Below are 24,434 nucleotides of genomic sequence, written 5' to 3'. Positions count from 1 at the left end.
GTGTGGTTTTGGAATAAAGCTATACCATTTTGGATTAGCTTGAATAGAAAAAACATTGATTTTATAGGATTATAGGGATATTTTGAGTAAACTTTTTTATAAAAGTTCTTGCAATGTTGTTGTTAAATTTCCTGTTTTGATTAAACTTTACTTCAATCATGAACCATATATCGGTGGCGATATAGAGGTTTAAAGATAACTTTTAATCAAACTTTATTCTACCCAACGGTTGTTAAAAAATAAAGTTATCCAAAATAGATCTGTTTGCTATATGCGAGCAGATCTATTTTGTTTTTAGTATATCAGTTGCTTCCACAGTACACAGCTTGGAAAAACAACTTGAAACAAAAAGAAAGGATGCCCTTCATCCAACGATAAAAGGACTTTCTTCAAGTACTGGTAACAGAACCTTAATCTTCGCTATTCCACGGAAATCAAAACAGCTTTTTTACTTTTGAGAATTTCGTACTTAAAAAAATATTCTTTGTTTTCTTCAAAAGTAAAATCGTCAGTAGAGGAAATGACTATTTCGGTGGTTTTTCCTCCTAAATTTTCTATGACGATTGAATTCTTATTTACTTCATTAACAGTTGCAATCTCTGCAACTATAGTATTGCCACAACCAAACAAGAAAATCGCGGAAATAATTAATAACAGTATTTTTTTCAAAAATTTCACCTCTAATACAATATAATTGTACATTGAATTATCCTTAAAATAAAAGATAATCAACATGCCTATTAAAATAAGCTCTAATCTTTATTTTTGTACGACTTTATTTTCTGTCTTCATTTGCGTGGTTTTGAAATAAAATTATGTTTTTATGTCAAAAAGAGCTAGAACATCTAAAATTGAAAAATGGATTAAAAAAGGTCGAGGCTCAGGTATTGGAGCTGATTATAAGCCATGGTTAAACATTCACGACGTTTCCTCATTAGGAAGGTTCACCTGTCTTAGAGGAATTAAAACAAAACGAAAGCACGAATTCTTGTAAGATTTGGAACAAAACTATCTTTGTTTAAATGAATATTCTGATTTTTTAACGATAGATAAAGGGTTAGTAGAGCTTGCATGAACAGTAAAAATGAAGGACGAGCTTTTAAAAGAGCGAGTTCTTGAAAAGTTTGAGATTGAGCGAGTGTATGGGGGGAGACTGGGGTAGTATGGCTAACTATTTAATTAAATTCTTTGTGGGAAATGGTTTTGAATCTGATTAAAAGACAGGTATAGGAAAATATTTGAGGGAAGAAAATATAGAGTAGAGGCTGGCTGCTACTCTATATTTATTCTATTGAATTTGCAATTTTTAAGAGCAATTCAGTAGCTTGTTGAGAAACTCTTTGGTCAAATGATAGAATGTATTGCCATTCATTTTTTTCGAAAATAAGGATATTAAACCCTTGAATTTTTGTACTGTAAATAGCATTACTGCCATTATTTAATTTTAAGTTTTGAGTGACATGGGTATCGTTTGTAGGAATCTTATGTTTTATTGGTCTAATCTCGATTTTATAATGGTTCTTGGGCGAATCTTGGTTTATATATTTAATTTCAAGATAGGTATTTTCGTCTGAACTAATAAATCTACCGAAACTATGTGTAAATTCTAATGCTGGAACTTCTGTGGGGAGAGCAATGGTTTGTTGAAAGTATGTTTCGGCATCAGCGATAGCTTTATCGACTTCTTTGTACCCTATGTCCAGAAAGCTTTTCTCGAAGCTGTCTTCATTCACAGGTGAAGAATTAATAAAAAAAATAAATAAGAGGCAAACAGAAAATAACAATAGTACGATTTTTTTTATTTTAAACATCTCCTTCAAAATTAGAGGATTTTTGAAAAAATACAGAATCTATCTTGTAAAACTATTAAATATTTGGAGGAGTAGGATAAAAAAATATTGAAATTTTTAACTTTATCTCTATTTGTTATTTGTAGTTCCACTGCTAATTTACTAGAAGCCGATGCATATTTCGCATACGCTGGTACACCTCGATGTGCTGACGCTAAATTACAATATGGTCAAGCTATGTATGCTTCCTCTGGTTCTGTATATTTCACACAAGGAGAAACGATATATTATTCAAGGGAAAATGATAAACCGGGAATAATGCATGTAGCCTTTTACATTTCTAAAGGTGGTGTATAAGTTGGTGAGATATAATTTACTGCTAGAGAAGGGGTAGACTATGGCTTTTATCCTGTAAAAGAAAGTGGTTATTATTATTTAACAGGCGCGTGTGAAGGTGGAGGCACCATTCAACTTTACTGATTGTGTAAAAAGCTTAATAAAGCTGTTGTTTTTAAAGCCCATAAAATTTCCTTTAAGGGCTTTTTTATATTTATATATTTTATGCCGATCTAATGCCTAAAAATGAAAGAAATATTTTAAACACGTTGGATACTCAGCTGATACAATTAACGATTCGGTTGCACTTTTAGTCAAACTTTATTCCAAACCAACACTTTATTGTTGATTTGAAAGAAAGATGTACCGTTTTACCCCTTTCGATTATAGTAATCTAAAGGGGTGTTTTTATGTCGGAAAGAACAAGAACATTTGAGGATACAAGGACGAAATTGATGCTGGATTTACAAAGAATTGAGAAGGATGAGTATCAGTTACGCGAAGGTGAGCAGTATCAAGATTTCTTATCTTTGTTGCTTCAATATATCGGCGATCCTCAGCCAGAATTACGGGATAACCTGATTTATCCAATGTTTTATATGTGGATTAAGGAAGAGAATGGGTTCATAGGAGGCTTAACTAATTTGTATCCAAACAGCCCACTAGTACCACTAAACAATATAAACCTTATGAATAAACAACTAAACATATATGCTGTGGTTATTATAATTTTTTTATAACTAAAAAGAATATAGTTGTAGCTACAATTGTAGCAATAACTATATTCCTTTTTAACAATCAATCGAATCAAAAGAAACGTATCTATTAAATAAAAAAACATAAGATGTTTCTTTAAAGGTTCTATCAAGTTTATTCTGTATTTGTCACCATTATTATCTAATATCCTCATATTTAACAATGTATTAGGTTCTTGACAAAGTGTAGCAATATATTATTCAACTTTTTTAAAAACTATCTTTCTTCAAAGTACTTAGGTGTTATTTTTATGGATTACAAGCGCCACCTATAACTTTCCAAATACCCGTTTCAGTTCTATGTGGTTCAAGATTCCATGGAGTTTTTAATGCTCCTGCAGCTAATACATGGCAATGATATTGAGCTGATAATGAACCACCATTTTTCCATCTAGAATCCGATTTGTATTTAGCCTCTAATAAAGAAAAAGAATGAAACGCTCTAGCCATTAAGACATTTCCAGAAACACTAGTTAATGATGATTTGGGTGTAATTGACAAGGATACTACACCATTTCTAGTTCTCCATTCTACTTTACTAAAATATTCATCATACGTAAGATATAGTGCTTCTTGTATACCAATTGATTGTTCTTCTAACATTAAAGTTTCTGAACCAACAGCATAGAAATCTTTGTAATAATCAATTTAATCTTGTGTCGTATAATCAAGGATAATTTTGTCAAAATTTATATTTTATAGATCTGATAAGTTTGTTACAGGATAAGGTGAATCTGCGACTGTTGCACTTACATTTGTATTCCCTAATAAAGATAAACTTAAAACACTTGCTAAAATAAATGTACTTTTAATTTTCATCATTTCTATCTCCCTTGTTTTTGTATATAAAATTAAATATTAATATTAGGCAACCTAACACAATATTTATGAGGATTAAGATTAAGTGACTACTATTGCCATTTGAATTTGTAAAGTCTATATAAACTGCTTCTTTCCAGTAAACAAATACCGATAAGTATATACAAACTAGCGAATTTATTAAGCTTAATATAGCTTGATATGAATTGATTTTTTCTTTTTTTCTTTTTATCTGAAATAAAATAAGAATAAAATTTAATAGAAGTGATACTAGGCAAGTTACATAGATTCTATTAAAAGTATTTTCTACTAAATGTTTTACCTCGCTATCACTAGTAGCCAAAACATTTCCACTTGCGATAAGAAAAAAGAATCCTACTAAAGTGGCTAAACCTAAAATTTTTTTTACTCGTACTGAACTCATTACTCATTCACTCCCTCTAAAAAATTTATTTTCCAAAACAATTTGATATTTTGGTTTCACTCCACGATTAATAACAAGCAAGCTAATGCCAAAAAGACATACAAGTTTGAAAATTAATAAAAATAAAAAATGCAACACACCCAAAAGGGTGCATTGCATAGTAATCTATTACTGGCAATCAACTCCCTACGTTGGTATTATCCAAATCAGGTTAAGGGTTAAAGCTACATTTTGCTTACTCTCAGCCTGCATGTGCAAGCTCCCCTGTTGTTTAATTAAAATACAACTTCAATTATTTCTAAATATAGGTTAACATAAACAATTAGGAAAAGAAAGTAAAAACACCAAAAGGTGGATGTAATAAAAATTAATGCCTTGTTTCCAAACGTAATCGAAGAAACAGATGTGCATCGTTTCGATAGCCAAACCCATATCTTTTATCCGTTTAATTTTATTGTTAGTGCCTTCCATAACCTTATTGGAAAATGGAGACAGAATGGTTTCAAGCACCTCTTTTTCCCATGCAATTGTAGCTTTGAAATAAAGTCGTACCGTTTTCCTCCTTTAGATAAGATTGTCTAAAGGGGGTGTTTTTCTGTCTGAAAAAGCAAGAATATCCGAAATTGAACAGTGCATTAAACAAGGCCGAGACTGAGATTTAGGAGTAAAATATAGCAAAGGATTTAAGGTAAGAGTCGTTCAAGAATATTTAGAGGGAGAGTAAGGTTAGCCATTATTATCGAAAAAATATGAGGTGTCATCTTCAATGCCAATCAAACAATGGGAAAGGGCTGATAAATCTTTTGGTAGAAAAGATTTATGCCAAAAAATGAAGGCGCAAGAATATTCTGTTCAATTCAAATTGAATGTATTACACTTTATGAAACAGACAGGTGCTTCTTATCAAGATACAGCAATTGAATTTAACTTGATTCAGTAGATAGTTAATATAGAAGAGTATATTTGAATATCTTAAATAAGGAACTAATAAAGTTTATAAATTTTTACGAGTAAGGGAGGGAAATGTAATTGATGAAGCAGGCAAAGGTTTTAATTATTGAGGATGAAAAAGATATTGCTCGCATCGTAAGGGATTACCTTAGTGTAAATAATTTTGAAGTGATGATTGCAGAAACAGGTCAGGAAGGTATACATATTGTTGAAACAGCTAATCCAAATTTTATTATCCTTGATCTAACGCTTCCAGATTACGATGGAATCGAACTTTGTCGTCAAATTCGTGAGAAGAGTAATATACCCATTCTTATATTAAGTGCAAGAGGCAGCGATACGGATAAAGTAATTGGATTAGGATTTGGCGCGGATGATTATATGACAAAGCCATTCTCTGTAAGTGAACTGGTAGCAAGAATAAATGCACATTTACGTAAGCATGAGCGAATGTTGAACCATCAAACAAATGATGAGATTCTTCGTTTTGGGAAAATAGAGATAAACAAAAAAGCGTATAAAGTAACAATAGATAATGAAAGTATTTCCTTATCGGCTAAGGAATTTGACTTGTTATATTTTTTATCAAAACATAGCAATCAAGTTTTCTCTAAAAGACAGTTATTGGATGCGATATGGGGAATATGGGGACGAGAATACAATTACTGTTTATATTAGAAGACTACGAGAAAAATTAGAAGCCAATCCATCTAGCCCAGTTTATATACAAACGGTTTGGGGGATTGGATATAAATTTAGTGTAAATAATGAATAAATAGGAGAAGCATATGTATTTGAATGAGTGGATGAAAAAATGGCTTATGGCAATCCTTTTCTGCCTATTTCTAATTGTAGGATGTGGGATATACTTATTTGTCGATGGTTTAAACAAAGATAAAGAGGCTGAGGCTCCCTATGTTATTAATCCAGTCCGAGTAAAAGTTAACGACTTATTACTTTATATAGAGCAGCATTACCATGATCTTGAGCATGATTCGAATGTGCGTAATGCCCTTCAGACGATGAGCATTAATCAAGGAATAGATATACTCATCTCTCGGTTAGACGGAAAAGTCAGCTTCAATTCCTCGCAGGATTCTTCTGCCCCATACATTGATATAAGAAATGATCTTCATTATGATTTATATACTGCAAAAGTTGAAGCGGATATGTTTAACATAGCGTTTCCTGTCATGGACGAGGAAACACAAACTCAAGTTGGAAATGTTATTTTTACAATAGATAAAAATAGTGTTCTTACTGATTCATCACATCTTTCTACCAATTATTCAATTATGATTGTCATGATCTTGTTAACCATTATTCTAATAGGCCTACTATGTATGATGAGTTATAAATGTAGGGTGGATATCATTCATCCAATACAGAAACTAAAAAAGAGTACAGAGGAAATATTAAAAGGGAATTATGAACAACCGACAGCATATATGAAAAACGATGAAATAGGAGAAGTATACGCGGTATTTGAACAAATGAGAATTGAAATTATGGAACTTAGTATTCAACGTGATGAGCAAGAGAAAAATCACAAAAAGCTAATTTCTAGCATTTTGCACGACATAAAAACGCCTCTTACTACAAAGTAGCACGTATGGTATTTATAAATCGATTGGAATGACTTCTAATAAAATTAGGTGGTCCATTACATTGGGCATTGCCATTCTTTCAGCATTTGGTGCACTACTAGGAATGCTTGTAGGGGTAAAGCTACTACCACTTGTTTTGGAGAATATATTATCCCAGTATGGATTAATCAAATTACCGCTTGTTGTGAACTGGGGTATGAGTATAGGCGTAACATGTTTTAGCATAATTGCTGCTTGTCTTGGCTGTTGGTTATCGACAAGAGTTATTTCGAAAACATCGCCTCGAATATTAATTATTGAATAATGAAAAGGTAATCTTAAAAATTATCTTTGTAGATATACTAATCATTTATAATAGGTCTGGCTATTTTAATCGAATATCTAATTACAAATTAAGAATCCATTTTGATCAATCTTTTTTCAAAATGGATTCCTTTTGATTACCATAGAATGCAGATTTAAAATAAAGTCGCGATGTTTTGAATAAAGTTATGATGTTTATAAAAATGTTGCGATGCTATTGCCTTAGATTATTTTTCTAAGGCTTTTCTACAAAAGTTTTAAAGCTGCAATTCACAAGATAAATTCCAGTTAAAATAAATACACCACCAGCTATTAATGAATAAGAAATAGGTTCATCTAGCAATATACTCCCAGTTAAGACACCAAACAAGGGGGCTAAAAATAAATAGGAACTAGTTTTCCCTGGTTCGCCATTTTGTAAAAGGAAATACCAAACTGCAAATTGGACAATAGACGACATAATACTTAACCATAAAAGAATAAATATAGAATTTATATTAACTATAAAATAAGAATTTTCTAGCACTAAACTTAATAATAGCAGCAAGGTTCCACCAAATAGCATTTGATAAGCTGAAAGTGACCAAGTATCAAAATTCATCCCCCATTTGTTAACTAACAACGTTGAAACTGCCCAAAAAACCGCAGAAAAAGCACCAAACACAATCCCAATTTTAAAATCATTAATGCCTCCTAATGTGATACCCACACCTAAAAAGCCTAGTGCGACCCCGCTCCATTGATACCATTTATATTTGATACCTAAAAATAAAGTGCCAAAAATAATGACTAATAAGGGATTCATAAAAGTTAATATTGAAGATTCACTTGCCGGTATAGTTCGCAGACTTATAAATATACATCCCATTACCCCTGCTGTTTGCAGAGTTCCTATAATTGCTACTCGCCCCCAATTTTTCAGACCACTAGGCTGTTTTCTTTTTAGTAGCTTTACAATTACAGTCATGATGATTCCTGCTAGTAAAAAGCGTAATCCAGCCAACAATAGGGGAGAAGAATAGTTTAATCCAATTTTCCCTACAGCAAAAGATGATCCCATTAAAAATGTAGTCAAAATAATTAAAATGAAAAAATTGTACTTATTCATTTGTTGTGCTCCCTTGGATTGTATTTGAGTTCCATAAGTATTATTATAAGAACAAAATCATACGATGCTTATCGAAGTATGGATTACAGAGGTGGAAAAATGAGTGTCAATCCAAAAATCGTAGAATTAACCGCTCTTCTTTTAGAAGAATCAAGATCAACTATTTTAGTAGCGTTAATGGATGGAAAGTTTCACACTGCAAGTGAATTAGCATATATGGCCAATATTAAGCCTCAAACTGCTAGTTTTCATCTTGCAAAGCTTGCAGAAAATAATTTTGTAATTAGTGAAAAACATGGACGTTTTCGATATTACCGTTTAGCAAATGAAGAAGTTGCTAATACGCTAGAGATATTAATGTCTATTTCTTCTCCACCAGAAGTTCGTTCATTAAGGCAATCGAGCCAACTAAAAAGATTAAAAAATGCAAGAACTTGTTATGATCACCTAGCAGGAAGTTTAGGTGTTCAATTAACAAATATTATGCAAGAATCAGGCTATCTAAAAATGAATAACGGACAGTTTACGATTACAGCAAAAGGAGAAAATTTTTTTGAGAAATTAGGAATAGATTTAGTCAATGTATCTAAAAAGCGCCGTTCCTTTTCCCATGCCTGTCTTGATTGGAGTGAACGTACTCATCATTTAGGAGGTGCGTTAGGAAACTGTTTATTTGAAAGATACCTTGAATTAGGGTGGATTGAAACTAAAGGCAAAACTCGTGAAATTGTTATCACAGCCCTTGGAAAATCAGGTTTTAAAGACTTTTTTGGTCTAGAGAACTTAATGTAGAATGATTTTTTTACATGAACGCTTTTTATATTAATTCCTCTATAAAATCAACGCTGGCAGCATGTTTTTCATCAAATTTTATTTTAAATCAGCATTTAAACTAGCTATTTGAATGTTAGTGTAATTCATATCCGTTCGCTTATAATTAAAATAAGTGAACGGGTTTTTTGTGTTAGAGGGGTTTTAGACTTGTATTCAGCAGAATTTGTTATCACATTTTCCCGTCTATCCTTACTAGGAACAAATTTTAGAAGCAAAGAGGAGAGTCCATATGGAAGTAGTATATTTTGCGGGTGGCTGTTTATGGGGAGTTCAAGCTTTTATCAAAACGTTACCAGGTGTTAAATTTACGGAAGCAGGAAGAGCGAATGGAACAAGTCATACACTTGAGGGTGATTATGATGGGTACGCCGAATGTGTAAAAACAGGATTTGATCCGACAGTTGTAACAATCAAGGAATTAATGGGCTATTTCTTTGAAATCATTGATCCATACAGTTTGAATAAACAAGGTCAGGATGTTGGTGAGAAATACAGAACAGGCGTATATAGTGACAAGCCTGAACATTTAAAAGAGGCAAAGGCATTTCTTAGTGTGAGAGACGATTATGAACGTATCGTTGTTGAAGTATTACCTCTTACAAACTACATAAGAAGTGCAGAAGAACATCAAGATAGGTTAGCTAGATGTCCAAATGATTATTGTCATATTCCAGAGGAACTATTAAGTAAGTATAAGTAAGGGATATTGATTAGAAAGTGATTTATGGGAATCTATAAACTAGCAGAGCAGCTTAATAAAAATCTCAAATTTTCCTTGTTTGTTTTAATTAAATAACCCAGTCAACAAGGAGGTATTTATGATTTTATGTGTAATTAAATATAGGGCTATTAATTTTTGATAGCCGAAATTTAAGAAAGGGGTGACATATTGAAAATGATCGAATTTCAAAATAGCATGCCAATGAGAGGAATTGCTTCTTAATTAAAGTTCAATCCTCTCAAAGGCAATGGGAGGAAAAATAAAAGATGATGAATTTAGGAAACATGTTAAAAGGAGTAGTTTCTGATACGGTTGCTCAGAGTCTCGTTCAATTGTGGGAGTGTGAAGAGGGAACTTTGCAGTTGTGGCGTGCAAGTTCAAACTTTGTCTATGCTTTTGAGCGTAATCAAGTTCAATATTTTTTGAGATTAAGTTTTGAGCAGGATAAATCAATTGAACAAATAAAAGCTGAGTTAGAGTTTATGCAATATTTACGATTAAATGGATTTCCTTCAGTAACACCAATTCAATCAAAAAGTGGAGAACTAATTGAAACACTAAAAACACCAGAAGGAACGTTTATTGCTGTTGTTTTTAGTGCAGCAAGCGGGATCAATTTGGATGCCGAGACAATTACTGCAAAACAGATGGAGCAATGGGGTGAATCACTTGCCTCACTTCATTTTTTATCAAAAAATTTTGAGCCAGTGTCTGAAAGAAGAAAGAGTTGGTTGGATACAGTACAATTCATGGAAAGTGTATTTAAAAAATATCCAGAAGAACAACTAGCCCTTCAAGAGCTAACTAGGGTAACGAATTGGCTGCAATCATTACCTACTAACAAAGATGTGTTCGGATTGATACACTATGATTTTCAATTGGATAATATCTTCTTTGAAGAGGATAAGGACTATACTTTCAATATAATCGACTTTGATGATGCAATATATCACTGGTATGCACTTGATATTGTAACAGCACTTGATGATTTTATTGACGATGACAGTCCTCATTCAAAATTACTGATTCAATCTTTCTTAAACGGCTATCGTTCTAAAATGGATTTAGAAAATGATGTAGTGGCTCAATTTTCACAGTTTCGAAGATATGCAAACTTATATAAGCTCTCCAGAATATTAAAGTCTTTGGATTATGATGAAATAAATGAAGCCCCATCTTGGTTTGTTGGATTAAGGGATAAATTAGTTCATGTTGCAGATGAATTAAGACAAAACTTTCAAACACTATAAAAAGTTTGGTTAAAATCATCTTACCTCTATAAATCTTAGAGGTGAGATGATTTTTTTGTTGGATATATACGTTAATATCAAGATAAAGGTTATGAAGAAATATACTTAGATTCACAAAGCATTTTAGTTCAATAGAGATTGTGTATAGCAATATTTTTTTCTGAAAAATGAAAAGTTCCATATTTGGGTATTTTTAAAAAATCAGAAAACTGGTATAGTATGTATAACTAATTAAAGAAAGAGAGTGATAGATGATGACAGTCTGCATCAATATTACCAATACAAGCAAAAAAAGAGCGGAAGTAGAATGGAGTGTCACCTTTATCGCTTGATATGATGTACAGAAGTTTGCTTCCGCATGAATGAGCGGAGGATAAAAATTGAATTTTTTAAAACAGAATACTTTTTACGTTTTTTTATGGATTATCATTAGTCAATTTGTTTCTTTATTGGGGTCGTCGATGACTCGATTTGTGTTAGGTATTTGGATCTATCAATCTACAGGTCAAGTGCTTAGCTTTGCAATGGTTATGGTTGCAAGTTATTTACCGAGTGTGGTGGTGTCACCGTTTGTTGGCAATTACATTGATCGTAAAGGGCCTAGATTAGCTTTAGCTGTTGGTGGAATTTTAGGAACTGGCGTACTCGCGTTTGGGACAGTCGCTGCAATGGCTGACCATCTCACGGTATTTGTTATTTTCCTTCTGACAATAACATTATCTGTTGTAAGTGCGTTAGAAATGCCTGCCTTGCAAGCGTTAACGCCGCTACTTGTTTCGGAAGAACGCTTATCACAGGCAAATGGAATGCTTGCATCTGCAACCTCAACAACGAATATTGTTGGTCCTATACTTGCTGGTGCACTTTATGGATTTGGACAAATCAGCTGGATTATAGGAATTAATTTTGTCACCTACTTGCTTGCATTAATAGTTATTCTTATTTTGTGGAAAAGTGTGGATACAAAAAAAGAGAACGACAATAAAAAACAACAGTACAGCTTTTGGCAAGATATGCTCAATGGATTCCATTACACATATAATAATAGAGCATTGTTTGCCATGATTATGTTCCATACTTGGCTTAATGTCGCGTTAGGGGTAAATAGTGTCATTCGCCAACCTTATATTTTAGACTTTGGTTCAGAAGAGCAGTTTGGACTTGTGACTTCTTTATTTGGTGTTGGCATGGTACTTGGCAGTATTGCTATGTCTACCTTGAAAGTAAACAGCAATATGATTAGATATATCCTACTATCTTCACTAGGGATGGGACTTGCTGTACTTCTAACAGGGCTAACAGAGAGTATTTGGTTAATTGGCTGTATATGGATTATGATGGGGTTTTTATTACCCATTACAAATACATTAAGCATTACGCTTATTCAGCGCAATACAGATGCTGCATATCTAGGAAGAGTATTTTCAATTTCTAGGATGCTTTCATGGGGGACGCTTCCACTAGCTTATGTCATTGGAGGAGTAATGGGAGATTGGCTAGTGAGTCACCGAGTTACATTTATGTTTTTGAACCCGTATGGATTTTTACTTGTAGTGGCGGGGGCATCAATTTCGATTATAGTTGCTTATTACGCCTCTTTTAGCAACATGAAAAAGCTAGAAGAAACAAAAGAAAATATAACTTCGTAAATGACGCTTTAAAATATAAACGATGTTTGGTTCGTATATAGAGAGATTTTGGATATATATAGAAATTTAAATGCGTATACAGGTGACATAAGTGAGATAGCTTATGTTGGTGTCCTTAATGGTTAAAAACAGTAATGTTGCACAGTGCCTCCAATCATATTGGGGGCATTTTTTATTTCTATAGGAGAGTGAATAAATTGCTATTAGAAAAGGATTACACAAATTTGTTTGAAGATGTCCATACCCATGTAAAAGAAAGTGCTGAAAAGCTGGGGTGTAGCGGTGCTGCACTATTTATTATTCATAATGACAAAGTAGTAACAGAGTCTTATTTTGGTAAACAGTCAAATGTTATACATGCCCGAGATGTGAAAGCAGATACTCAATTCCACATAGCCTCTGTAAGAAAGGCTTATATCGGTTTTGCTGCTGCGTACGCTATATACAATGGCTATTTTTCCATTGATGCTCCGATTCAACAGTTTGTTGAAGAATCTCATTTATCTGCATATGAGGGTGTGACCATTCGTCACTTATTAACGCATACACATGGTCTTAAAATAGCTGATGGTAAACTGGTAAATGAATATAAATATGGTGAATCATGGGTATATAGAGGTCCAAGTATTGAGCTATTGACAATGATTATTCAAAAAACAACGGGACAGTCTGTTGCGGATATTGTAAAAGAGCAGCTTATTGAGCCAATCGGCCTTCAATCTACTGAATGGGTTAAGATGAGCCAGCCTCATTCAAAAATGACCGATACTATTCGTAATGCAAATGATTTCTTTTGGACTGAGACAGATGTAGTAAATGGCTCCGGAATGAACATGTACGTGTCTGCACAAGAACTTGCTTTATTCGGTTACATTCATTTAACACAAGGGGAATGGGGAGGAAAACAGCTTATTCCTAGAGAAATCATTCAAATGGCAACGTCTATTCAGACTCCTAACCCGGAACTTCCTATTCATAAGAATGGATTTTTATGGTTTGTAAAAGATACAAACTATCCCTTTAACCAAATAGGAGATACCGTTCCAAAGGGCTCTTATCAATTGCTTGGTTACACAAATGTAGCTCTACTTGTCATTCCAGAGCAAAACATAGTGGCAGTAAGAATGTTTAACTTCTATGGTTCACCTGAAGGATATGATTATCTCAACGATATTCGCTCTTTTGGGGATATTGTTTATAAATGTGCTATAAAATCAGCAGCACAATAATTACTTATTTTGTAAAATATGATAAGGTGTACTTAAACTAACGAAGCGGTTTTCCTGAAGAAGGAGCATATATACGTGAAAGGGGTGAGTTCAATGGACAATAGTAATTTTAGAGGTAAATGGAATGATTAATAAGTGAGGTATCATGAATGACAAAAATAATAATGGAAGATCGCATAGTAAATAACATACCGATTTTAAGTGTTTATCAAAGTGAATTAAAGAAATGCCCATTAATCTTTTATCTTCATGGATATGGGGGAGACCGTGAGCAAGCGCTAGATTTTGGCTATATGCATATCACGCATTATTCTATACCAACAAATTCTTTAAAAGGGCTTATAATTGCAACATTTTTGATGAGGTAGGATACTAATAAAGTAATATAAACAAGGAGAGTTACTATGACCTTAAACATAGATTCATTTCCTGTACTTGAAACTGAAAGATTAGTATTAAGAGAAATTAAAAAAGAGGATGCGAGCAGCATTTTGAATTATCTGTCTGATGCAGAAGTAATGAAGTATTATGGATTAGAGCCTTTTAACTCATTAAACGATGCTTTGGATGAAATTTCATGGTACCAATCAATATACAATAACAAAACAGGTATTAGATGGGGAATTACTTTAAAAGAGCAAGGAATTGTTATTGGTAGTTGTGGTTTTCACAATATGGTCTCTCAGCATTTTCGTACTGAGATAGGCTTCGAGTTGAGTAAAGAGCAGTGGGGAAAAGGCATAGCTGCTGAGGCTGTGGGAGCTATAATAAATTACGGATTTGAACATCTGCATTTTCAACGGATAGAAGCATTAATCGAGCCACCGAACCGATCATCGCAAAAGCTAGTAGAAAAAATAGGTTTTGTCAGAGAAGGATTACTAAGAAATTATGAGTTTACAGGTGGCAAATTTGATGATTTGTATATGTATTCTTTGTTGAAGCAAGACCTTGATATAAAATATTAGGACTCTACTTAGAATAGCAAGTAGAGCTTCTTTGTAACGCATCCCATATCCTGCGGGTTCTCTGCTATCCCGCAGGTATTTTGCGTTTTTCGCTAGTAAATAATATTTGTGTGATCTGGTTGGTTTTCTATTCATACTGAATACTTACTCTAAAGCTGTTGCATAAGCAATACACCGCTCCGCATATTCCAACATATATTTTTGCTCTGGCATCTGAACGAACAAATTCGATTTGGGTAGCAGTTATTATTCACCGTTTAACTAATGGAATTATGGTTTTACTGACAATCTTAGGATAGGGGTAGTTGAAACAGCCTCGCTAAAAGTATCATGATTTTATCGAAGGTAGAAAATAATTAATCTTTGCAAAGTAAGAACAAAAGAAGCCAATACTAAAAAATAAACTGTACCTTTTATCAAGGATACAGTTTATTTTAAAACAGCGGTTTTTTGTTATGTTGTTTATCCCATATTCACGGATTTTTGTATCAAAAGCGAAGCGTCAGATTATCTGTACATGGTGCTTACCTCAAGGTTTGAGAAAAACAAGAAGATAGGTGTGCTAATGAGCTGTCAGGTTCAGCTTACACTGTATATTCAATCTTAATCTTCATTATTTTTTTCAGGAGTTAATGCACTGATTAGTCCAATAATGTTTGGCGGGATGCTGGCAATCAAAAACCACCAGTTGCCAGTAACAATGGACAAGACAGTAAATGTAATAAGTGACACTGCCACAATAGAAATACCAAATTTAACTCTGGAGGGCTTCAAAGGCTTTGTCATATTCATATTGATAGACAAAATCATGCCTGTAATTCCCCAGCTTGCCAAATGAACAGTCAAAATGATTGCCAGAACCATTGCTGCGCCTATTTCAACTCCAAATATTACTAAAGAAAATAAAATATAGATTGAAGCGAGCGTGATGAACCAAGAAATGGAGCGAGATTTTTGCCAAATATGTTCATATAATTCATCCAAGCCGCGCTGCTTTTTTACGATACGTCGGCTAAACCACCAGCTTAATATAGCAAGTGCCGCTCCTCCATATAATCCAATTGCCCCCCAAATTTGTGTGCTCATTATTCCTCTCCCCTTTCTTCCAATATAAAGACCTCTTCGATTATGCAATTGAATACTTTCGAAATGTTGTATGCCAGTTCGAGTGATGGATTATATTTTCCAGATTCGATGGCAATGATTGATTGTCTTGAGACACCTACTTGTATTGCTAGCTCCTCTTGAGTCATCTTTGCAGCTTTACGTAGAGCTTTGATTCGATTTCTAATGGCTTCCTCACCTCGATTTTGTAAAGTTAGCTTTACAATTAGTTGTAAGTAAAGTTTACTTTACATTTTATTTAATGTCAAGAGTGCTTTACATTTATTTGTTCTTGTTGATTTTCTACTCATGTTTTGAGAAAGTTTTACTTATCGACAATCAAACCGACTAGTATAAGCATAAAAAGTCGGGTAGAAGGCGATGTTACTTGATATGTTATAGATGAAAGGAAGGTGAGTGCTGGATATGCTAAAAGAAATGAATGAGGCTTTAAACTATATTGAGGGAAATTTAGAAAACCAGATTGACTTAGCAGAAGTAGCAAAAAGGGCTTATTGTTCTGAATATCATTTTAAGCGATTATTTTCGCTGCTCTCAGGTATAACGATATCGGAGTATATTCGTAGAAGAAGGTTAACGCTAGCAGCTTTAGAACTGAAGGAGCAGCATGTGAAAGTGATTGATATCGCAATGAAATATGGCTATCAATCTCCTGATGCTTTTTCTAGAGCATTTCAGAATTTTCACGGTGTCACACCAACTTTAGCTAAAAAGCCAGAGCAGAGCTTGAAGGTATATCCACGAATGTCCTTTCAATTAACTATTCGAGGAGGCGTTGAAATGAAGTATCGCATTGTTGAGAGGGAGCCATTTCAAGTTGTAGGAGTGAAGTATGAGGTTGAGATGGTCAATGAAATCCTTTCACCAACCTATGAAGATATGATAGCAAATGTTGGTGAGAGTGGATTGAATGAACTGGCGACTATTTCTAAGGGAGAGCCTCATGGTGTTGTACATGTATCAGCCAATTATTCGGAAAGTATAGAAGGAAAGGCAACTTTTGAGCAGTATATAGGAGCTGTTACAACAGAAGAAATAGAGAAATATGAAACATTAAAAATTCCTTCTCTATTATGGGCGGTGTTTGAAGTAGATGGGGATTGGACACAAGTTGAGGAACAATGGCAGCGGATTTATTCAGAGTGGTTGCCTTTATCCTCTTATGAATTAGCGGAAGGTCCCGAAATATTAGCTAGTAAAGAGCAGAAAAGTGAGATTTGGATAGCGATTAAGAAAAAAGGTTAGTATGCTGTTGGCAAGATAACTGAGAGCAGAAGAAATTTGTTCTGCTCTTTTTAATCAATTACGTCTACGCATAATTTATTTCTTACTTCAATTGAAAGGTTATGTGTGTTTGTAAAGATGGATAAGGTATTTTAGAGGATAAAATATTTTTTAGAGAATCTTATCAAGGAATACGTCTCCTAAATAGTTTGCTTTTTGAAATTCTCCTTCATTATAATGAAAATGATAATCAATATCAATTTAGTGTTTGGAAGGATAGAAAAAGATGCCTATCGAAAATAGCTTACTCTCCCATACTTTTTATCAGCCTATACAAATAATTCATTTAGAAGATATGTTAGATACCTATAAACATTCATCCTCATTACCATGTATCATTATCGTTTATGATGGTAGTATTAGCTATACTCTTCATAATCAGCAAATTGAACTTCATCCTAGAACCATAATGTTTTGGGATAATGTCAGTAATTTCTATATTCCCAATAATAGTGGTGTGAGTGGAATAGTCATCGAGTATCGCCCGTTTAGAGTAAGAGCATCCAGCTTATTTCAAGAAGTCACCATGATTCGAGGCTGTTCTCATAAGATTATGAGTCTGGCATTGGCAATAGAGAAGGAAGCAAGGGCTATTAAAAAAACTCATCCATTCCGCTTACAGAAATTATTTGCTGATTTGTTAGAGGCCCTTTATACGGAATTAAGTGAATCTATACAGCAAAAAGAAGAATCCTGGATTGAAATCGCACTAGAATATGTTCATTTACATTTCCATGAGGAATTGACTCGTGAACAAATGGCAGAAAAGGCTCAAGTGAGTCCAGAACATTTTTCACGCACATTTCTTAAGCACACGGGCCATTCATTTACTAAATACTTAACTTTACTAAGAGTCCGTGAATCACAAAAGAAGCTATTGTATGAAATGCCGAAATTAGATGACCTTGCGCGAGATGTTGGCTATCGAGAAGGTACCTATTTAAGTCGGAAATTTAAACAATTTGTTGGGATATCGCCTTCAGTCTATAATCAAAAGCCAAAACGTGTTATTGCTCTAAATACAAATCATACAGCATGTTTATTAGCTCTTGGAATTATACCTGAATTAGGTGTATTTTCACCATATATTGAGAGTTTAAAGTCAGTTCCATCTGCACATAAATTAAAAGGCTATGAGCATGATGTTGCCACAAATTATGAGGAAATTATAGCGGCATGTCCAGATGTCATTATTAACTATAGTGGTGAAAGAGAGAAAAAAGCATTACTTTCGTTGGCACCTGTATGCGAGCTTCCATGTATGCAGTTAAGCTGGCGAGAACAGTTTCGCCTTATCGCCAATATTGTTGACAAACAGGAGTTAGTTGGAGAATGGCTATATCAATATAATGAACAGGTAGCACACTGTAATCATATCCTCAACCAACAGCTTGGTAAGAGAGGCACTGCGATTGTCTGGGAAATAGGGAACAATGCAGCCTATTGTTTTGATAGTGGTTATGGTAGAGGAAGTCAAATATTATATGACGATTTAGGGTTTAGTCGTCCGAATTCGATTATTGCTCAAAGTATAAGGGAATCTGGTTTTTTTCCAGTAGAGATTGAAGAGCTTGTTCATTTTCCAGCAGATCATATTTTTATTACTGCTCTTCCTACGCAAGATTTTGGTAAAAAACGTTTTATGCAGATGCTACACTCAGAACAATGGAGATCAATGGAGGCTGTACGCAAGAAACAAGTATATTTTATCAATCAGTATGAGTTATTTTATGGATATGATCCATTATCTACAGCAGCCCAGTTAGAAAAATTGATGAGAGTATTGACATCATAAAAGTACATGGCGGGAGATCACTTTCAGGCATGGACAATTATACTCTGCTCTTCTACAATGAATGAGAATGATTATCATTTATATTGTATGGAGGGATAAGGTTGCTTTTACTAAAAAGAAAAATCATTGCTTCACTTTTTCTGGGATTACTGCTTCTATTAACTGCTTGTGGGAATACGACAACCACTACGAACGAAGAAAGTGAATCGATAAGTACAAAAAAAGTACAGACTATTAATGGGGAAATTGAAATACCCGTAAACCCTAAGCGTATCGTTGCTGAAGAATATATTGCTACTTTAATCGTGTTAAATGTACAGCCTATAGGTGCACCTGGATTAACACTTGAAAATTATTATTTAAAGGATGCTTTAAAAGGGGTTACAAGCATTGGTACTTATGGGAAGCCATCCACAGAAAAAATCATAGGTTTAAAACCAGATTTAATCATCACAGGCAATGGAGATAATTATGAAGCTCTAAGTAAAATTGCCCCAACTGTTGTGATTCCTTATGGTGAATTAAAAAATGCACATGAGGAGCTTACATACTTTGGTCAATTATTGGGCAAGGAACAGGAAGCAAAGGACTGGCTAGCACAGTATGATCAGAAGATTGCTGATGCCAAAGCACAGGTAGATGCGATAATTCCAGCAGATGCAAGCTTTTCAATTATTGAAGATGCAGGTAAAAGTTGGTATGTCTATGGTGATAACTTTGGTCGTGGTGGACAACCAGTTTATCAGGCACTCGGACGAAAGCCACCTGCAAAAATTGCTGATGAAATTATGGAAAAGCAGTGGGCTGAAATTTCCGAAGAGGTGCTGGCCGATTATGCCGGAGACTACATTATTTTGACTTCTGATGAGCGAACAGTCGAAGATTTTAAGAAAGATCCAATATGGGGTAGCTTGCCAGCTGTAAAAAATGATAATCTTTATGTCTGGCCAGAGGAACGTTCATGGTATTATGATCCAACAGCCGTGTTGGCTCAGGTTGAGGAATTAACCAACTGGCTAACAAGTAAAAAATAAGAAGATGCTACTTCCTTGTTGATAAAGCAGGGAAGTATTTTGCATATTATGAATATGAAATGTGGCAGGGAGTGAGCAAGCAATTTATAAAAGCTACCTACTAGTTTTAATTACTAGAAAGGCAGCTTTTTTAAATGTAACTGGTAAAAAAACTATACAAGAGATGCTTTGTTTTCACTTGTTTCATTCTTTACAGTCTGTTCAATGACTAAGCCCTTATGTGAAGAAAATACATATATAATTAGTAGAAGACTAATTGTAATGCAAACCCAATAAGGTGTATCAGGATGTATACGATATAACTCTGTCCCAACAATTGGCGCAACTAATGATCCAATTCCAGTAGCAACAGCTGTTAAACCACCAGCAGTACCTTGATTCTCCTTTCCAGCTGACAAGGAGATGCCAGCTGTATAACCTGACATTAGAAAACCTCCACCAATGCCAAACAACATAAAGGCAATAACAAATCCAGCTAAATGATTCCACTCGATTAATAGGACAAACCCAAGTAGGAGTATTGGCAAGCCGATACGTACCAGACTACGTGGTGAATACTGACGTTTTTGAATAACTGTCATTTGTACAAGTGCCATCATTATACCAACGGCAAACATACCAATACCTACCCAGCTCGCCGTTTCCTTAGAGTTTAATGAAAACCGATCTTGTATAAAAAATCCTGATGTTACTTGAAGCATAACAATCATTGACATGACACTCGCAGCAATAAGTAGGTAGGGACGAAGACCACTAGTTGTTAATTTAATCTTATTGTATTTATTGGCTACTACGGCTGGCTCTGTTTTAGGAATTTGTATGGCTATCAAAATAACAGCGATTAATGCAAGGAGAGCTGTGATAATGACTGGAAAAACTAGACTGATCGTTGATAGAAATGCTCCCAGAGCAGGGCCAATAATAAAGCCAATGCCCGTAGCTGCACCTATCATGGCCATACCTGCTGATCTTTCTTGCACAGATGTGAGATCTGCCATCAATGCCTGTGAGGATGATGAAATCGCTGGGAAAAAGAAGCCAAACATAATCCTTGAGCTAAGTAATAGGATGAACACGACATTGATTGGTAATAAATCCTTCATGCCTATCCACCCTAAAAAGGCGAAAAAGGCTAAACTAAATGAGAAACCAACAAATCCAATCACCATGACCTTTTTCCGACCTAGACGATCACTTTGGGTTCCCCAGAAAGGAGCTGCTAGCAATAATACTAAGGCAGCAATAGAAATAACAATTCCAGCATGCCTTTCCTGAAGCCCTATTTCCCGAATTAAAGGGGCAAGAATTGGGATTATAACTCCGAATCCTATATAACAAATAATCATTGATAAAAAAATAACTTTTCTTGGTTGCAAGTCAATTCCTCCTTTATTGATAATAATTATCAATGCGAATTGTATAGGCTGCTACTCAATAAAGGATTTTTTTAAACGGTGGACGGATTATTTAAATAAACACAAAAAAATTCTCTCAAGGAAGGGCAATAAATCTTGAGAGAATTTTTTATTTTTTTATTAAATCACTAGGGTTATAGCCAAATGTTTTCCGAAATAGTGTGGCAAAATGGCTAAGATTTTGATAACCAACCATTAGCGCTGTTTCGCTGACATTTGCCTTTCCATGCTCTAAAATTTTTCGAGCTTCTAGCATTCGCAAATCTCTAACATAGCCGAATACAGTTGTGCCAAATAATTCTTTAAAGCCATATTTTAATTTATAGTCATTTAAGCCAATCATTTTGGCGAGTGCTAAAATACTGGGAGGTGTTCTCCAACAGTTGTTTAAAATTTCCTTAGCATGATAGAGAGCATGAATATCAGCTTGATTAAGCTTAGTGCCGGCTTTCTTTTTGTTCTCTTCAAGCTCTATTCCGTTTAAATGAAGGGTTAATAATTCAAGTGCTTTCCCCTCTATGTAGAGCTGTTTCAGCATGCCAGTATAAGGGCAATTCTTTATTTGCTCGATTAGTCTATGAATGTGAGAGGGCTCAGATATTTGCTGACAAAAAAATGACTGCTTAAAAAGATGTTTATTTTCTGTTAATAATTGTTTGAAGTGCCTTAAATCTATACGTAATTCCATCATGACTACTTTTTCCTTTGGTGTCAGCTCGGAATATATTTTCGTGTTTTGAGCAAATAGAAAATTGGAGGTGTTGGCTGCTAAGCTAAATTCTTTCCCCATAATCCATCCCCAGATAGAGGATAGAACAATTCGAGATGAGGATAACGAACGTCACAGCTTAAAGAAATAGGTTCATTCGTTTGAGCATGAAACCAATTCATTTCCATCCCTACTCTTAAAAGTTGTCTTTCAATGATGCCCGAGCCATTATGGATAGGTAAACTATAGGCTTTTTGATTGGATGGCAGAATCAACTGTCTACATTCAATTTCGCTATAGAGTGAATCTAAATCATTTGTATTGATGTTTAAATTCAATTTATGAACGCCCCTTAAAGTAATAAGATATGTAAAAAATTCCTTATTATATCTACTATAAGTGAGAACGATTTTAATTGCAAATAAGGATGATCTATAACTTGACATCATAAATGAAAAGCTAAAAAAGGCTTTTGACGAATTAAAGCCCGAGCCATTGTGGAACTATTTTATGTTTGGTATCCTATGTTTTCAACAGCTTCTATACCGATAATCTGTCTAATCGTCTATTTAATATCTTTTAGATTTTTATATTCTCGTTGAAAATTAGTTGTTATCGATGAGCAGTATAAGGATAGCTGATTTATATTAATGATTCGCACATCTAATCTGATTGTTAATCGATAAAAGCTAGATTCAACTATTCGGAAAAGAGGTAGCCTTTTACAATCTCAAAATGATGATTGCATAGGGGAGCGAGTAAAGCTAAAAATATTGCAATATCTTGTTGCTGGAACGAATTGTTTAATACTTGATGAGCTAACGAATCATCTAGACCTTCCTTCTAGAGAGCAATTCGAAGATACACTCAAACAATATCCAGGTACACTCATTGTTGCTTCACATGACTGTTATTTTCGAGAAAGAGTTTGTCATGAAGAATGGCAACTAAAGCAGGGGCAGCTTTCTTTTCCAAAAGCGCAGGAATCGATTAACGAAAAGCATCGATTGTTACTCGAAACGGAGCGGCAATATGTGTTGGGGAAATTAAGCACATTGCCAAAAGATGATCCGAACTATTTAGAGTTAGATAAAAGATTTACAGAGCTGACGAGAGAGATTCAAAGGTTATTGGTATAGAAGATTTATAAAAGGAAGTCGTCTGAAAAGTTATTTTGAGACGATTTCCTTTCAAACAGCACTTATTATAGCTTAATTGATAGCTCAGTACCATCCTGTGCCTTAATATCTACTAACGTCAATCCTTTATAATTTTTCAAATCCTTAATAAGTGGAATCAGTGTTTCCTTTTCCAGTAATGGGAAAGGAAAGTGCTTTTTAGCGTTTTCAGCAGATGCGTCAATCCATTTATTGATTTGTCTAGAGATAAACGCTGAAGATAAAATAGCAACAGCAATTTTCAAAAGCAGATACGGAACAGGGATAATCAATCGAAAGCCTTTTGTTTTCATTTTTATATGCATCATAGGTTAAGCCTTTATTCAATAGTAACTGAAACACTATCTCCGTTTGCTGATCTAATATCAACAATTTGCCCATCTAGTTCATTGTCGATTGCTTCAACAATTAGATTGATATCGATGTCTTTTACATATTTCTCGGATTGGGGAAAGCCTGATGCGATATTGTGTCCTGCTACTAATACGGCTTTGATAAGCTTGATAGGTAAATTAACTTTAACATTATCGTTTTCGGCTGATACCACACGAATTTTTAATGTTTTATCCAAATAGTTAGTCGGCTTTTTTAATAATTTGTTGCTCGTTTCCTCTTTTTCTTGCAAAACTTGAATCAGCTCGGAGCCTTTATCCGCAGTAATTTTACCTTCTTGAACCATTGTTAACACGCGTGTAATTTCCTCTTGCATAATAAATGCCTCCCTATTCATCTTTTAATAATTTAATTGCTTCCTCTGGTGTGATTTCACCATTTTCCAACATCGTCACAACTTTTTTCTCATCTACTTCATTTTTCTTCTTTTGCACATAGCCAAGAGATTCAATAATGTCTGTTAGCTTGCCTCGAACTGTTGGGTAGGAAATGCCTAGCTCCTTTTCGACATCTTTTATATTTCCTCGACAGGCTAAAAATGTTTCCACAAAATGAAGCTGTTCCTTTGATAAGGATGCTAACTTCGATAGTTCAAACTCATTTTCAATTGTTGTGTGACAGTGAGAGCATTGCAATTTTGTAATTTTCAATGTTTCACTACAAACGGGACAATTGGTAATTACTTCATAAGCCATAATAACATCCTTTCTTTTTTACTTGAATTGATTGTATATCTAAGAATATTATTTGTAAATAA

Annotated in this window: 29 protein-coding genes, 4 pseudogenes and 1 riboswitch; of the genes and pseudogenes, 19 read left to right on the top strand and 14 right to left on the bottom strand. The window is 34.2% G+C overall.

Translation table 11 applies throughout. The features are described 5' to 3' along the window. Positions 1 to 420: 420 nt before the first annotated feature. Positions 421 to 669 carry a putative periplasmic lipoprotein gene (locus C9J34_RS19065; protein WP_238600715.1) on the bottom strand — a complete coding sequence of 83 codons (249 nt, stop codon included), beginning with the start codon at positions 667 to 669 and terminating at the stop codon, positions 421 to 423. Positions 670 to 823: 154 nt separating this feature from the next. Here C9J34_RS19065 and C9J34_RS22765 point away from each other — a divergent pair. Then, a pseudogene (locus C9J34_RS22765) lies at positions 824 to 1,153 on the top strand (PDDEXK family nuclease); the annotation flags it as partial. A gap of 130 nt (positions 1,154 to 1,283) precedes the next feature. On the opposite strand, the gene C9J34_RS19055 reads toward C9J34_RS22765, so the two are convergent. Further along, positions 1,284 to 1,811 (bottom strand): hypothetical protein, encoded by a 528-nt coding sequence (locus C9J34_RS19055; protein WP_107841762.1) that lies wholly within the window; start codon positions 1,809 to 1,811, stop codon positions 1,284 to 1,286. 87 nt (positions 1,812 to 1,898) lie between these two features. Here C9J34_RS19055 and C9J34_RS19050 point away from each other — a divergent pair, with 87 nt between their 5' ends. Further along, on the top strand, positions 1,899 to 2,147 hold the full coding sequence (locus tag C9J34_RS19050) for a hypothetical protein (protein WP_107841761.1): 249 nt from the start codon (positions 1,899 to 1,901) through the stop codon (positions 2,145 to 2,147). A gap of 434 nt (positions 2,148 to 2,581) precedes the next feature. Beyond that, positions 2,582 to 2,752 (top strand): annotated as a pseudogene (locus C9J34_RS19045) (DUF2785 domain-containing protein); the annotation flags it as partial. Positions 2,753 to 3,130: 378 nt separating this feature from the next. Here the strand turns inward: C9J34_RS19045 and C9J34_RS19040 are convergent. The 3 genes from C9J34_RS19040 to C9J34_RS19035 all read right to left on the bottom strand — a co-directional run bounded on the left by C9J34_RS19040 (position 3,131) and on the right by C9J34_RS19035 (position 4,124). Next, the gene (locus tag C9J34_RS19040) at positions 3,131 to 3,484 is read right to left on the bottom strand and encodes a DUF2599 domain-containing protein (RefSeq protein ID WP_107841760.1); all 354 of its coding nucleotides are present in this window, start codon (positions 3,482 to 3,484) and stop codon (positions 3,131 to 3,133) included. Positions 3,485 to 3,577: 93 nt separating this feature from the next. Then, entirely contained in the window at positions 3,578 to 3,703 is a 126-nt protein-coding gene (locus C9J34_RS22705; RefSeq protein WP_274523377.1) for a hypothetical protein, read from the bottom strand. After that, a complete protein-coding gene (locus tag C9J34_RS19035; protein WP_107841759.1) occupies positions 3,690 to 4,124 on the bottom strand; it encodes a hypothetical protein in 435 nt (144 codons plus the stop codon). Before C9J34_RS19035 ends, C9J34_RS22705 begins: the two co-directional genes overlap by 14 nt. 166 nt (positions 4,125 to 4,290) lie before the next feature. Beyond that, positions 4,291 to 4,400: riboswitch (TPP riboswitch) on the bottom strand. A gap of 490 nt (positions 4,401 to 4,890) precedes the next feature. Between C9J34_RS19035 and C9J34_RS22125 the strand changes: the two genes are divergently transcribed. The 4 genes and pseudogenes from C9J34_RS22125 to C9J34_RS19020 all read left to right on the top strand — a co-directional run bounded on the left by C9J34_RS22125 (position 4,891) and on the right by C9J34_RS19020 (position 6,986). Beyond that, positions 4,891 to 5,064: a hypothetical protein gene (locus tag C9J34_RS22125; RefSeq protein WP_193769085.1), complete on the top strand. Its 174-nt coding sequence runs from the start codon at positions 4,891 to 4,893 to the stop codon at positions 5,062 to 5,064. Between the two features lie 92 nt (positions 5,065 to 5,156). Then, a pseudogene (locus tag C9J34_RS19030) lies at positions 5,157 to 5,850 on the top strand (response regulator transcription factor). Positions 5,851 to 5,869: 19 nt separating this feature from the next. Continuing rightward, the gene (locus C9J34_RS19025) at positions 5,870 to 6,682 is read left to right on the top strand and encodes a HAMP domain-containing protein (RefSeq protein ID WP_193769084.1); all 813 of its coding nucleotides are present in this window, start codon (positions 5,870 to 5,872) and stop codon (positions 6,680 to 6,682) included. 10 nt (positions 6,683 to 6,692) lie between these two features. Continuing rightward, positions 6,693 to 6,986 carry an FtsX-like permease family protein gene (locus tag C9J34_RS19020; protein WP_274523378.1) on the top strand — a complete coding sequence of 98 codons (294 nt, stop codon included), beginning with the start codon at positions 6,693 to 6,695 and terminating at the stop codon, positions 6,984 to 6,986. 234 nt (positions 6,987 to 7,220) lie between these two features. Here C9J34_RS19020 and C9J34_RS19015 read toward each other — a convergent pair whose 3' ends face one another. Further along, the gene (locus C9J34_RS19015; protein ID WP_107841756.1) at positions 7,221 to 8,093 is read right to left on the bottom strand and encodes a DMT family transporter; all 873 of its coding nucleotides are present in this window, start codon (positions 8,091 to 8,093) and stop codon (positions 7,221 to 7,223) included. Between the two features lie 99 nt (positions 8,094 to 8,192). Here C9J34_RS19015 and C9J34_RS19010 point away from each other — a divergent pair, with 99 nt between their 5' ends. From C9J34_RS19010 to C9J34_RS22475, 8 genes and pseudogenes are all read left to right on the top strand, one after another. Next, on the top strand, positions 8,193 to 8,885 hold the full coding sequence (locus tag C9J34_RS19010; RefSeq protein WP_107841755.1) for an ArsR/SmtB family transcription factor: 693 nt from the start codon (positions 8,193 to 8,195) through the stop codon (positions 8,883 to 8,885). Between the two features lie 271 nt (positions 8,886 to 9,156). After that, entirely contained in the window at positions 9,157 to 9,627 is a 471-nt protein-coding gene (locus tag C9J34_RS19005) for a peptide-methionine (S)-S-oxide reductase (protein ID WP_107841754.1), read from the top strand. 287 nt (positions 9,628 to 9,914) lie between these two features. After that, complete coding sequence (locus tag C9J34_RS19000; protein WP_107841753.1) at positions 9,915 to 10,898, top strand: phosphotransferase enzyme family protein; 984 nt, start codon at positions 9,915 to 9,917, stop codon at positions 10,896 to 10,898. 380 nt (positions 10,899 to 11,278) lie between these two features. Beyond that, positions 11,279 to 12,547 carry an MFS transporter gene (locus C9J34_RS18995; RefSeq protein ID WP_107841752.1) on the top strand — a complete coding sequence of 423 codons (1,269 nt, stop codon included), beginning with the start codon at positions 11,279 to 11,281 and terminating at the stop codon, positions 12,545 to 12,547. A 197-nt stretch (positions 12,548 to 12,744) separates the two neighbouring features. After that, entirely contained in the window at positions 12,745 to 13,776 is a 1,032-nt protein-coding gene (locus C9J34_RS18990) for a serine hydrolase domain-containing protein (protein WP_238600712.1), read from the top strand. 149 nt (positions 13,777 to 13,925) lie between these two features. Further along, positions 13,926 to 14,144 carry a hypothetical protein gene (locus tag C9J34_RS18985; protein WP_107841750.1) on the top strand — a complete coding sequence of 73 codons (219 nt, stop codon included), beginning with the start codon at positions 13,926 to 13,928 and terminating at the stop codon, positions 14,142 to 14,144. Between the two features lie 36 nt (positions 14,145 to 14,180). Beyond that, entirely contained in the window at positions 14,181 to 14,744 is a 564-nt protein-coding gene (locus C9J34_RS18980; protein ID WP_193769083.1) for a GNAT family N-acetyltransferase, read from the top strand. A 170-nt stretch (positions 14,745 to 14,914) separates the two neighbouring features. Then, a pseudogene (locus C9J34_RS22475) lies at positions 14,915 to 15,043 on the top strand (CPBP family intramembrane glutamate endopeptidase); the annotation flags it as partial. Positions 15,044 to 15,347: 304 nt separating this feature from the next. Here the strand turns inward: C9J34_RS22475 and C9J34_RS18970 are convergent. Both C9J34_RS18970 and C9J34_RS18965 read right to left on the bottom strand, forming a co-directional pair. Next, complete coding sequence (locus tag C9J34_RS18970) at positions 15,348 to 15,830, bottom strand: hypothetical protein (RefSeq protein ID WP_107841749.1); 483 nt, start codon at positions 15,828 to 15,830, stop codon at positions 15,348 to 15,350. Next, complete coding sequence (locus C9J34_RS18965) at positions 15,830 to 16,036, bottom strand: helix-turn-helix transcriptional regulator (protein WP_107841748.1); 207 nt, start codon at positions 16,034 to 16,036, stop codon at positions 15,830 to 15,832. The genes C9J34_RS18970 and C9J34_RS18965 overlap by 1 nt, the downstream gene beginning before the upstream one ends. 232 nt (positions 16,037 to 16,268) lie before the next feature. On the opposite strand from C9J34_RS18965, the gene C9J34_RS18960 reads away from it, so the two are divergent. From C9J34_RS18960 to C9J34_RS18950, 3 genes are all read left to right on the top strand, one after another. Further along, positions 16,269 to 17,114: an AraC family transcriptional regulator gene (locus tag C9J34_RS18960; protein WP_193769088.1), complete on the top strand. Its 846-nt coding sequence runs from the start codon at positions 16,269 to 16,271 to the stop codon at positions 17,112 to 17,114. Positions 17,115 to 17,379: 265 nt separating this feature from the next. Beyond that, complete coding sequence (locus C9J34_RS18955; protein WP_107841746.1) at positions 17,380 to 18,948, top strand: ABC transporter substrate-binding protein; 1,569 nt, start codon at positions 17,380 to 17,382, stop codon at positions 18,946 to 18,948. 101 nt (positions 18,949 to 19,049) lie between these two features. After that, positions 19,050 to 19,982 (top strand): ABC transporter substrate-binding protein, encoded by a 933-nt coding sequence (locus tag C9J34_RS18950; protein ID WP_107841745.1) that lies wholly within the window; start codon positions 19,050 to 19,052, stop codon positions 19,980 to 19,982. Positions 19,983 to 20,134: 152 nt separating this feature from the next. Here C9J34_RS18950 and C9J34_RS18945 read toward each other — a convergent pair whose 3' ends face one another. From C9J34_RS18945 to C9J34_RS18935, 3 genes are all read right to left on the bottom strand, one after another. Beyond that, a complete protein-coding gene (locus tag C9J34_RS18945) occupies positions 20,135 to 21,358 on the bottom strand; it encodes an MFS transporter (protein ID WP_107841744.1) in 1,224 nt (407 codons plus the stop codon). 148 nt (positions 21,359 to 21,506) lie between these two features. Further along, positions 21,507 to 22,187 carry a helix-turn-helix transcriptional regulator gene (locus tag C9J34_RS18940; protein WP_107841743.1) on the bottom strand — a complete coding sequence of 227 codons (681 nt, stop codon included), beginning with the start codon at positions 22,185 to 22,187 and terminating at the stop codon, positions 21,507 to 21,509. After that, positions 22,166 to 22,444: a hypothetical protein gene (locus C9J34_RS18935; protein ID WP_107841742.1), complete on the bottom strand. Its 279-nt coding sequence runs from the start codon at positions 22,442 to 22,444 to the stop codon at positions 22,166 to 22,168. Before C9J34_RS18935 ends, C9J34_RS18940 begins: the two co-directional genes overlap by 22 nt. Before the next feature lie 435 nt (positions 22,445 to 22,879). Here C9J34_RS18935 and C9J34_RS18930 point away from each other — a divergent pair, with 435 nt between their 5' ends. After that, complete coding sequence (locus C9J34_RS18930; protein WP_107841741.1) at positions 22,880 to 23,245, top strand: P-loop NTPase family protein; 366 nt, start codon at positions 22,880 to 22,882, stop codon at positions 23,243 to 23,245. Positions 23,246 to 23,310: 65 nt separating this feature from the next. Here the strand turns inward: C9J34_RS18930 and C9J34_RS18925 are convergent, their stop codons facing one another. The 3 genes from C9J34_RS18925 to C9J34_RS18915 are packed head-to-tail and all read right to left on the bottom strand — an operon-like array spanning position 23,311 to position 24,372. After that, positions 23,311 to 23,592 carry a hypothetical protein gene (locus C9J34_RS18925; protein WP_107841740.1) on the bottom strand — a complete coding sequence of 94 codons (282 nt, stop codon included), beginning with the start codon at positions 23,590 to 23,592 and terminating at the stop codon, positions 23,311 to 23,313. A gap of 11 nt (positions 23,593 to 23,603) precedes the next feature. Further along, a complete protein-coding gene (locus C9J34_RS18920) occupies positions 23,604 to 23,993 on the bottom strand; it encodes an SHOCT-like domain-containing protein (RefSeq protein WP_107841739.1) in 390 nt (129 codons plus the stop codon). Between the two features lie 13 nt (positions 23,994 to 24,006). Next, entirely contained in the window at positions 24,007 to 24,372 is a 366-nt protein-coding gene (locus C9J34_RS18915; protein ID WP_107841738.1) for a DUF2089 domain-containing protein, read from the bottom strand. Positions 24,373 to 24,434: the final 62 nt, after the last annotated feature.

The sequence above is a fragment of the Metasolibacillus meyeri genome (genome assembly GCF_003049505.1).
GTDB lineage: Bacteria > Bacillota > Bacilli > Bacillales_A > Planococcaceae > Metasolibacillus > Metasolibacillus meyeri.
Note: the sequence above shows the minus strand (reverse complement) of the source record. Positions and strands in the feature narration are given on the sequence as shown.

What these genes read in the sequence shown, in the direction of transcription:
- C9J34_RS19055 (WP_107841762.1), bottom strand. Translation starts at nt 1,811, where the DNA reads ATGTTTAAAATAAAAAAAATCGTACTATTGTTATTTTCTGTTTGCCTC.
- C9J34_RS18985 (WP_107841750.1), top strand. Translation starts at nt 13,926, where the DNA reads ATGACAAAAATAATAATGGAAGATCGCATAGTAAATAACATACCGATT.
- C9J34_RS18940 (WP_107841743.1), bottom strand. Translation starts at nt 22,187, where the DNA reads ATGGGGAAAGAATTTAGCTTAGCAGCCAACACCTCCAATTTTCTATTT.
- C9J34_RS19040 (WP_107841760.1), bottom strand. Translation starts at nt 3,484, where the DNA reads ATGTTAGAAGAACAATCAATTGGTATACAAGAAGCACTATATCTTACG.
- C9J34_RS22705 (WP_274523377.1), bottom strand. Translation starts at nt 3,703, where the DNA reads ATGATGAAAATTAAAAGTACATTTATTTTAGCAAGTGTTTTAAGTTTA.
- C9J34_RS19015 (WP_107841756.1), bottom strand. Translation starts at nt 8,093, where the DNA reads ATGAATAAGTACAATTTTTTCATTTTAATTATTTTGACTACATTTTTA.
- C9J34_RS19035 (WP_107841759.1), bottom strand. Translation starts at nt 4,124, where the DNA reads ATGAGTTCAGTACGAGTAAAAAAAATTTTAGGTTTAGCCACTTTAGTA.
- C9J34_RS19010 (WP_107841755.1), top strand. Translation starts at nt 8,193, where the DNA reads ATGAGTGTCAATCCAAAAATCGTAGAATTAACCGCTCTTCTTTTAGAA.
- C9J34_RS18915 (WP_107841738.1), bottom strand. Translation starts at nt 24,372, where the DNA reads ATGGCTTATGAAGTAATTACCAATTGTCCCGTTTGTAGTGAAACATTG.
- C9J34_RS18980 (WP_193769083.1), top strand. Translation starts at nt 14,181, where the DNA reads ATGACCTTAAACATAGATTCATTTCCTGTACTTGAAACTGAAAGATTA.
- C9J34_RS18955 (WP_107841746.1), top strand. Translation starts at nt 17,380, where the DNA reads ATGCCTATCGAAAATAGCTTACTCTCCCATACTTTTTATCAGCCTATA.
- C9J34_RS18970 (WP_107841749.1), bottom strand. Translation starts at nt 15,830, where the DNA reads ATGAGCACACAAATTTGGGGGGCAATTGGATTATATGGAGGAGCGGCA.
- C9J34_RS19000 (WP_107841753.1), top strand. Translation starts at nt 9,915, where the DNA reads ATGATGAATTTAGGAAACATGTTAAAAGGAGTAGTTTCTGATACGGTT.
- C9J34_RS22125 (WP_193769085.1), top strand. Translation starts at nt 4,891, where the DNA reads ATGCCAATCAAACAATGGGAAAGGGCTGATAAATCTTTTGGTAGAAAA.
- C9J34_RS19005 (WP_107841754.1), top strand. Translation starts at nt 9,157, where the DNA reads ATGGAAGTAGTATATTTTGCGGGTGGCTGTTTATGGGGAGTTCAAGCT.
- C9J34_RS18920 (WP_107841739.1), bottom strand. Translation starts at nt 23,993, where the DNA reads ATGCAAGAGGAAATTACACGCGTGTTAACAATGGTTCAAGAAGGTAAA.
- C9J34_RS18925 (WP_107841740.1), bottom strand. Translation starts at nt 23,592, where the DNA reads ATGATGCATATAAAAATGAAAACAAAAGGCTTTCGATTGATTATCCCT.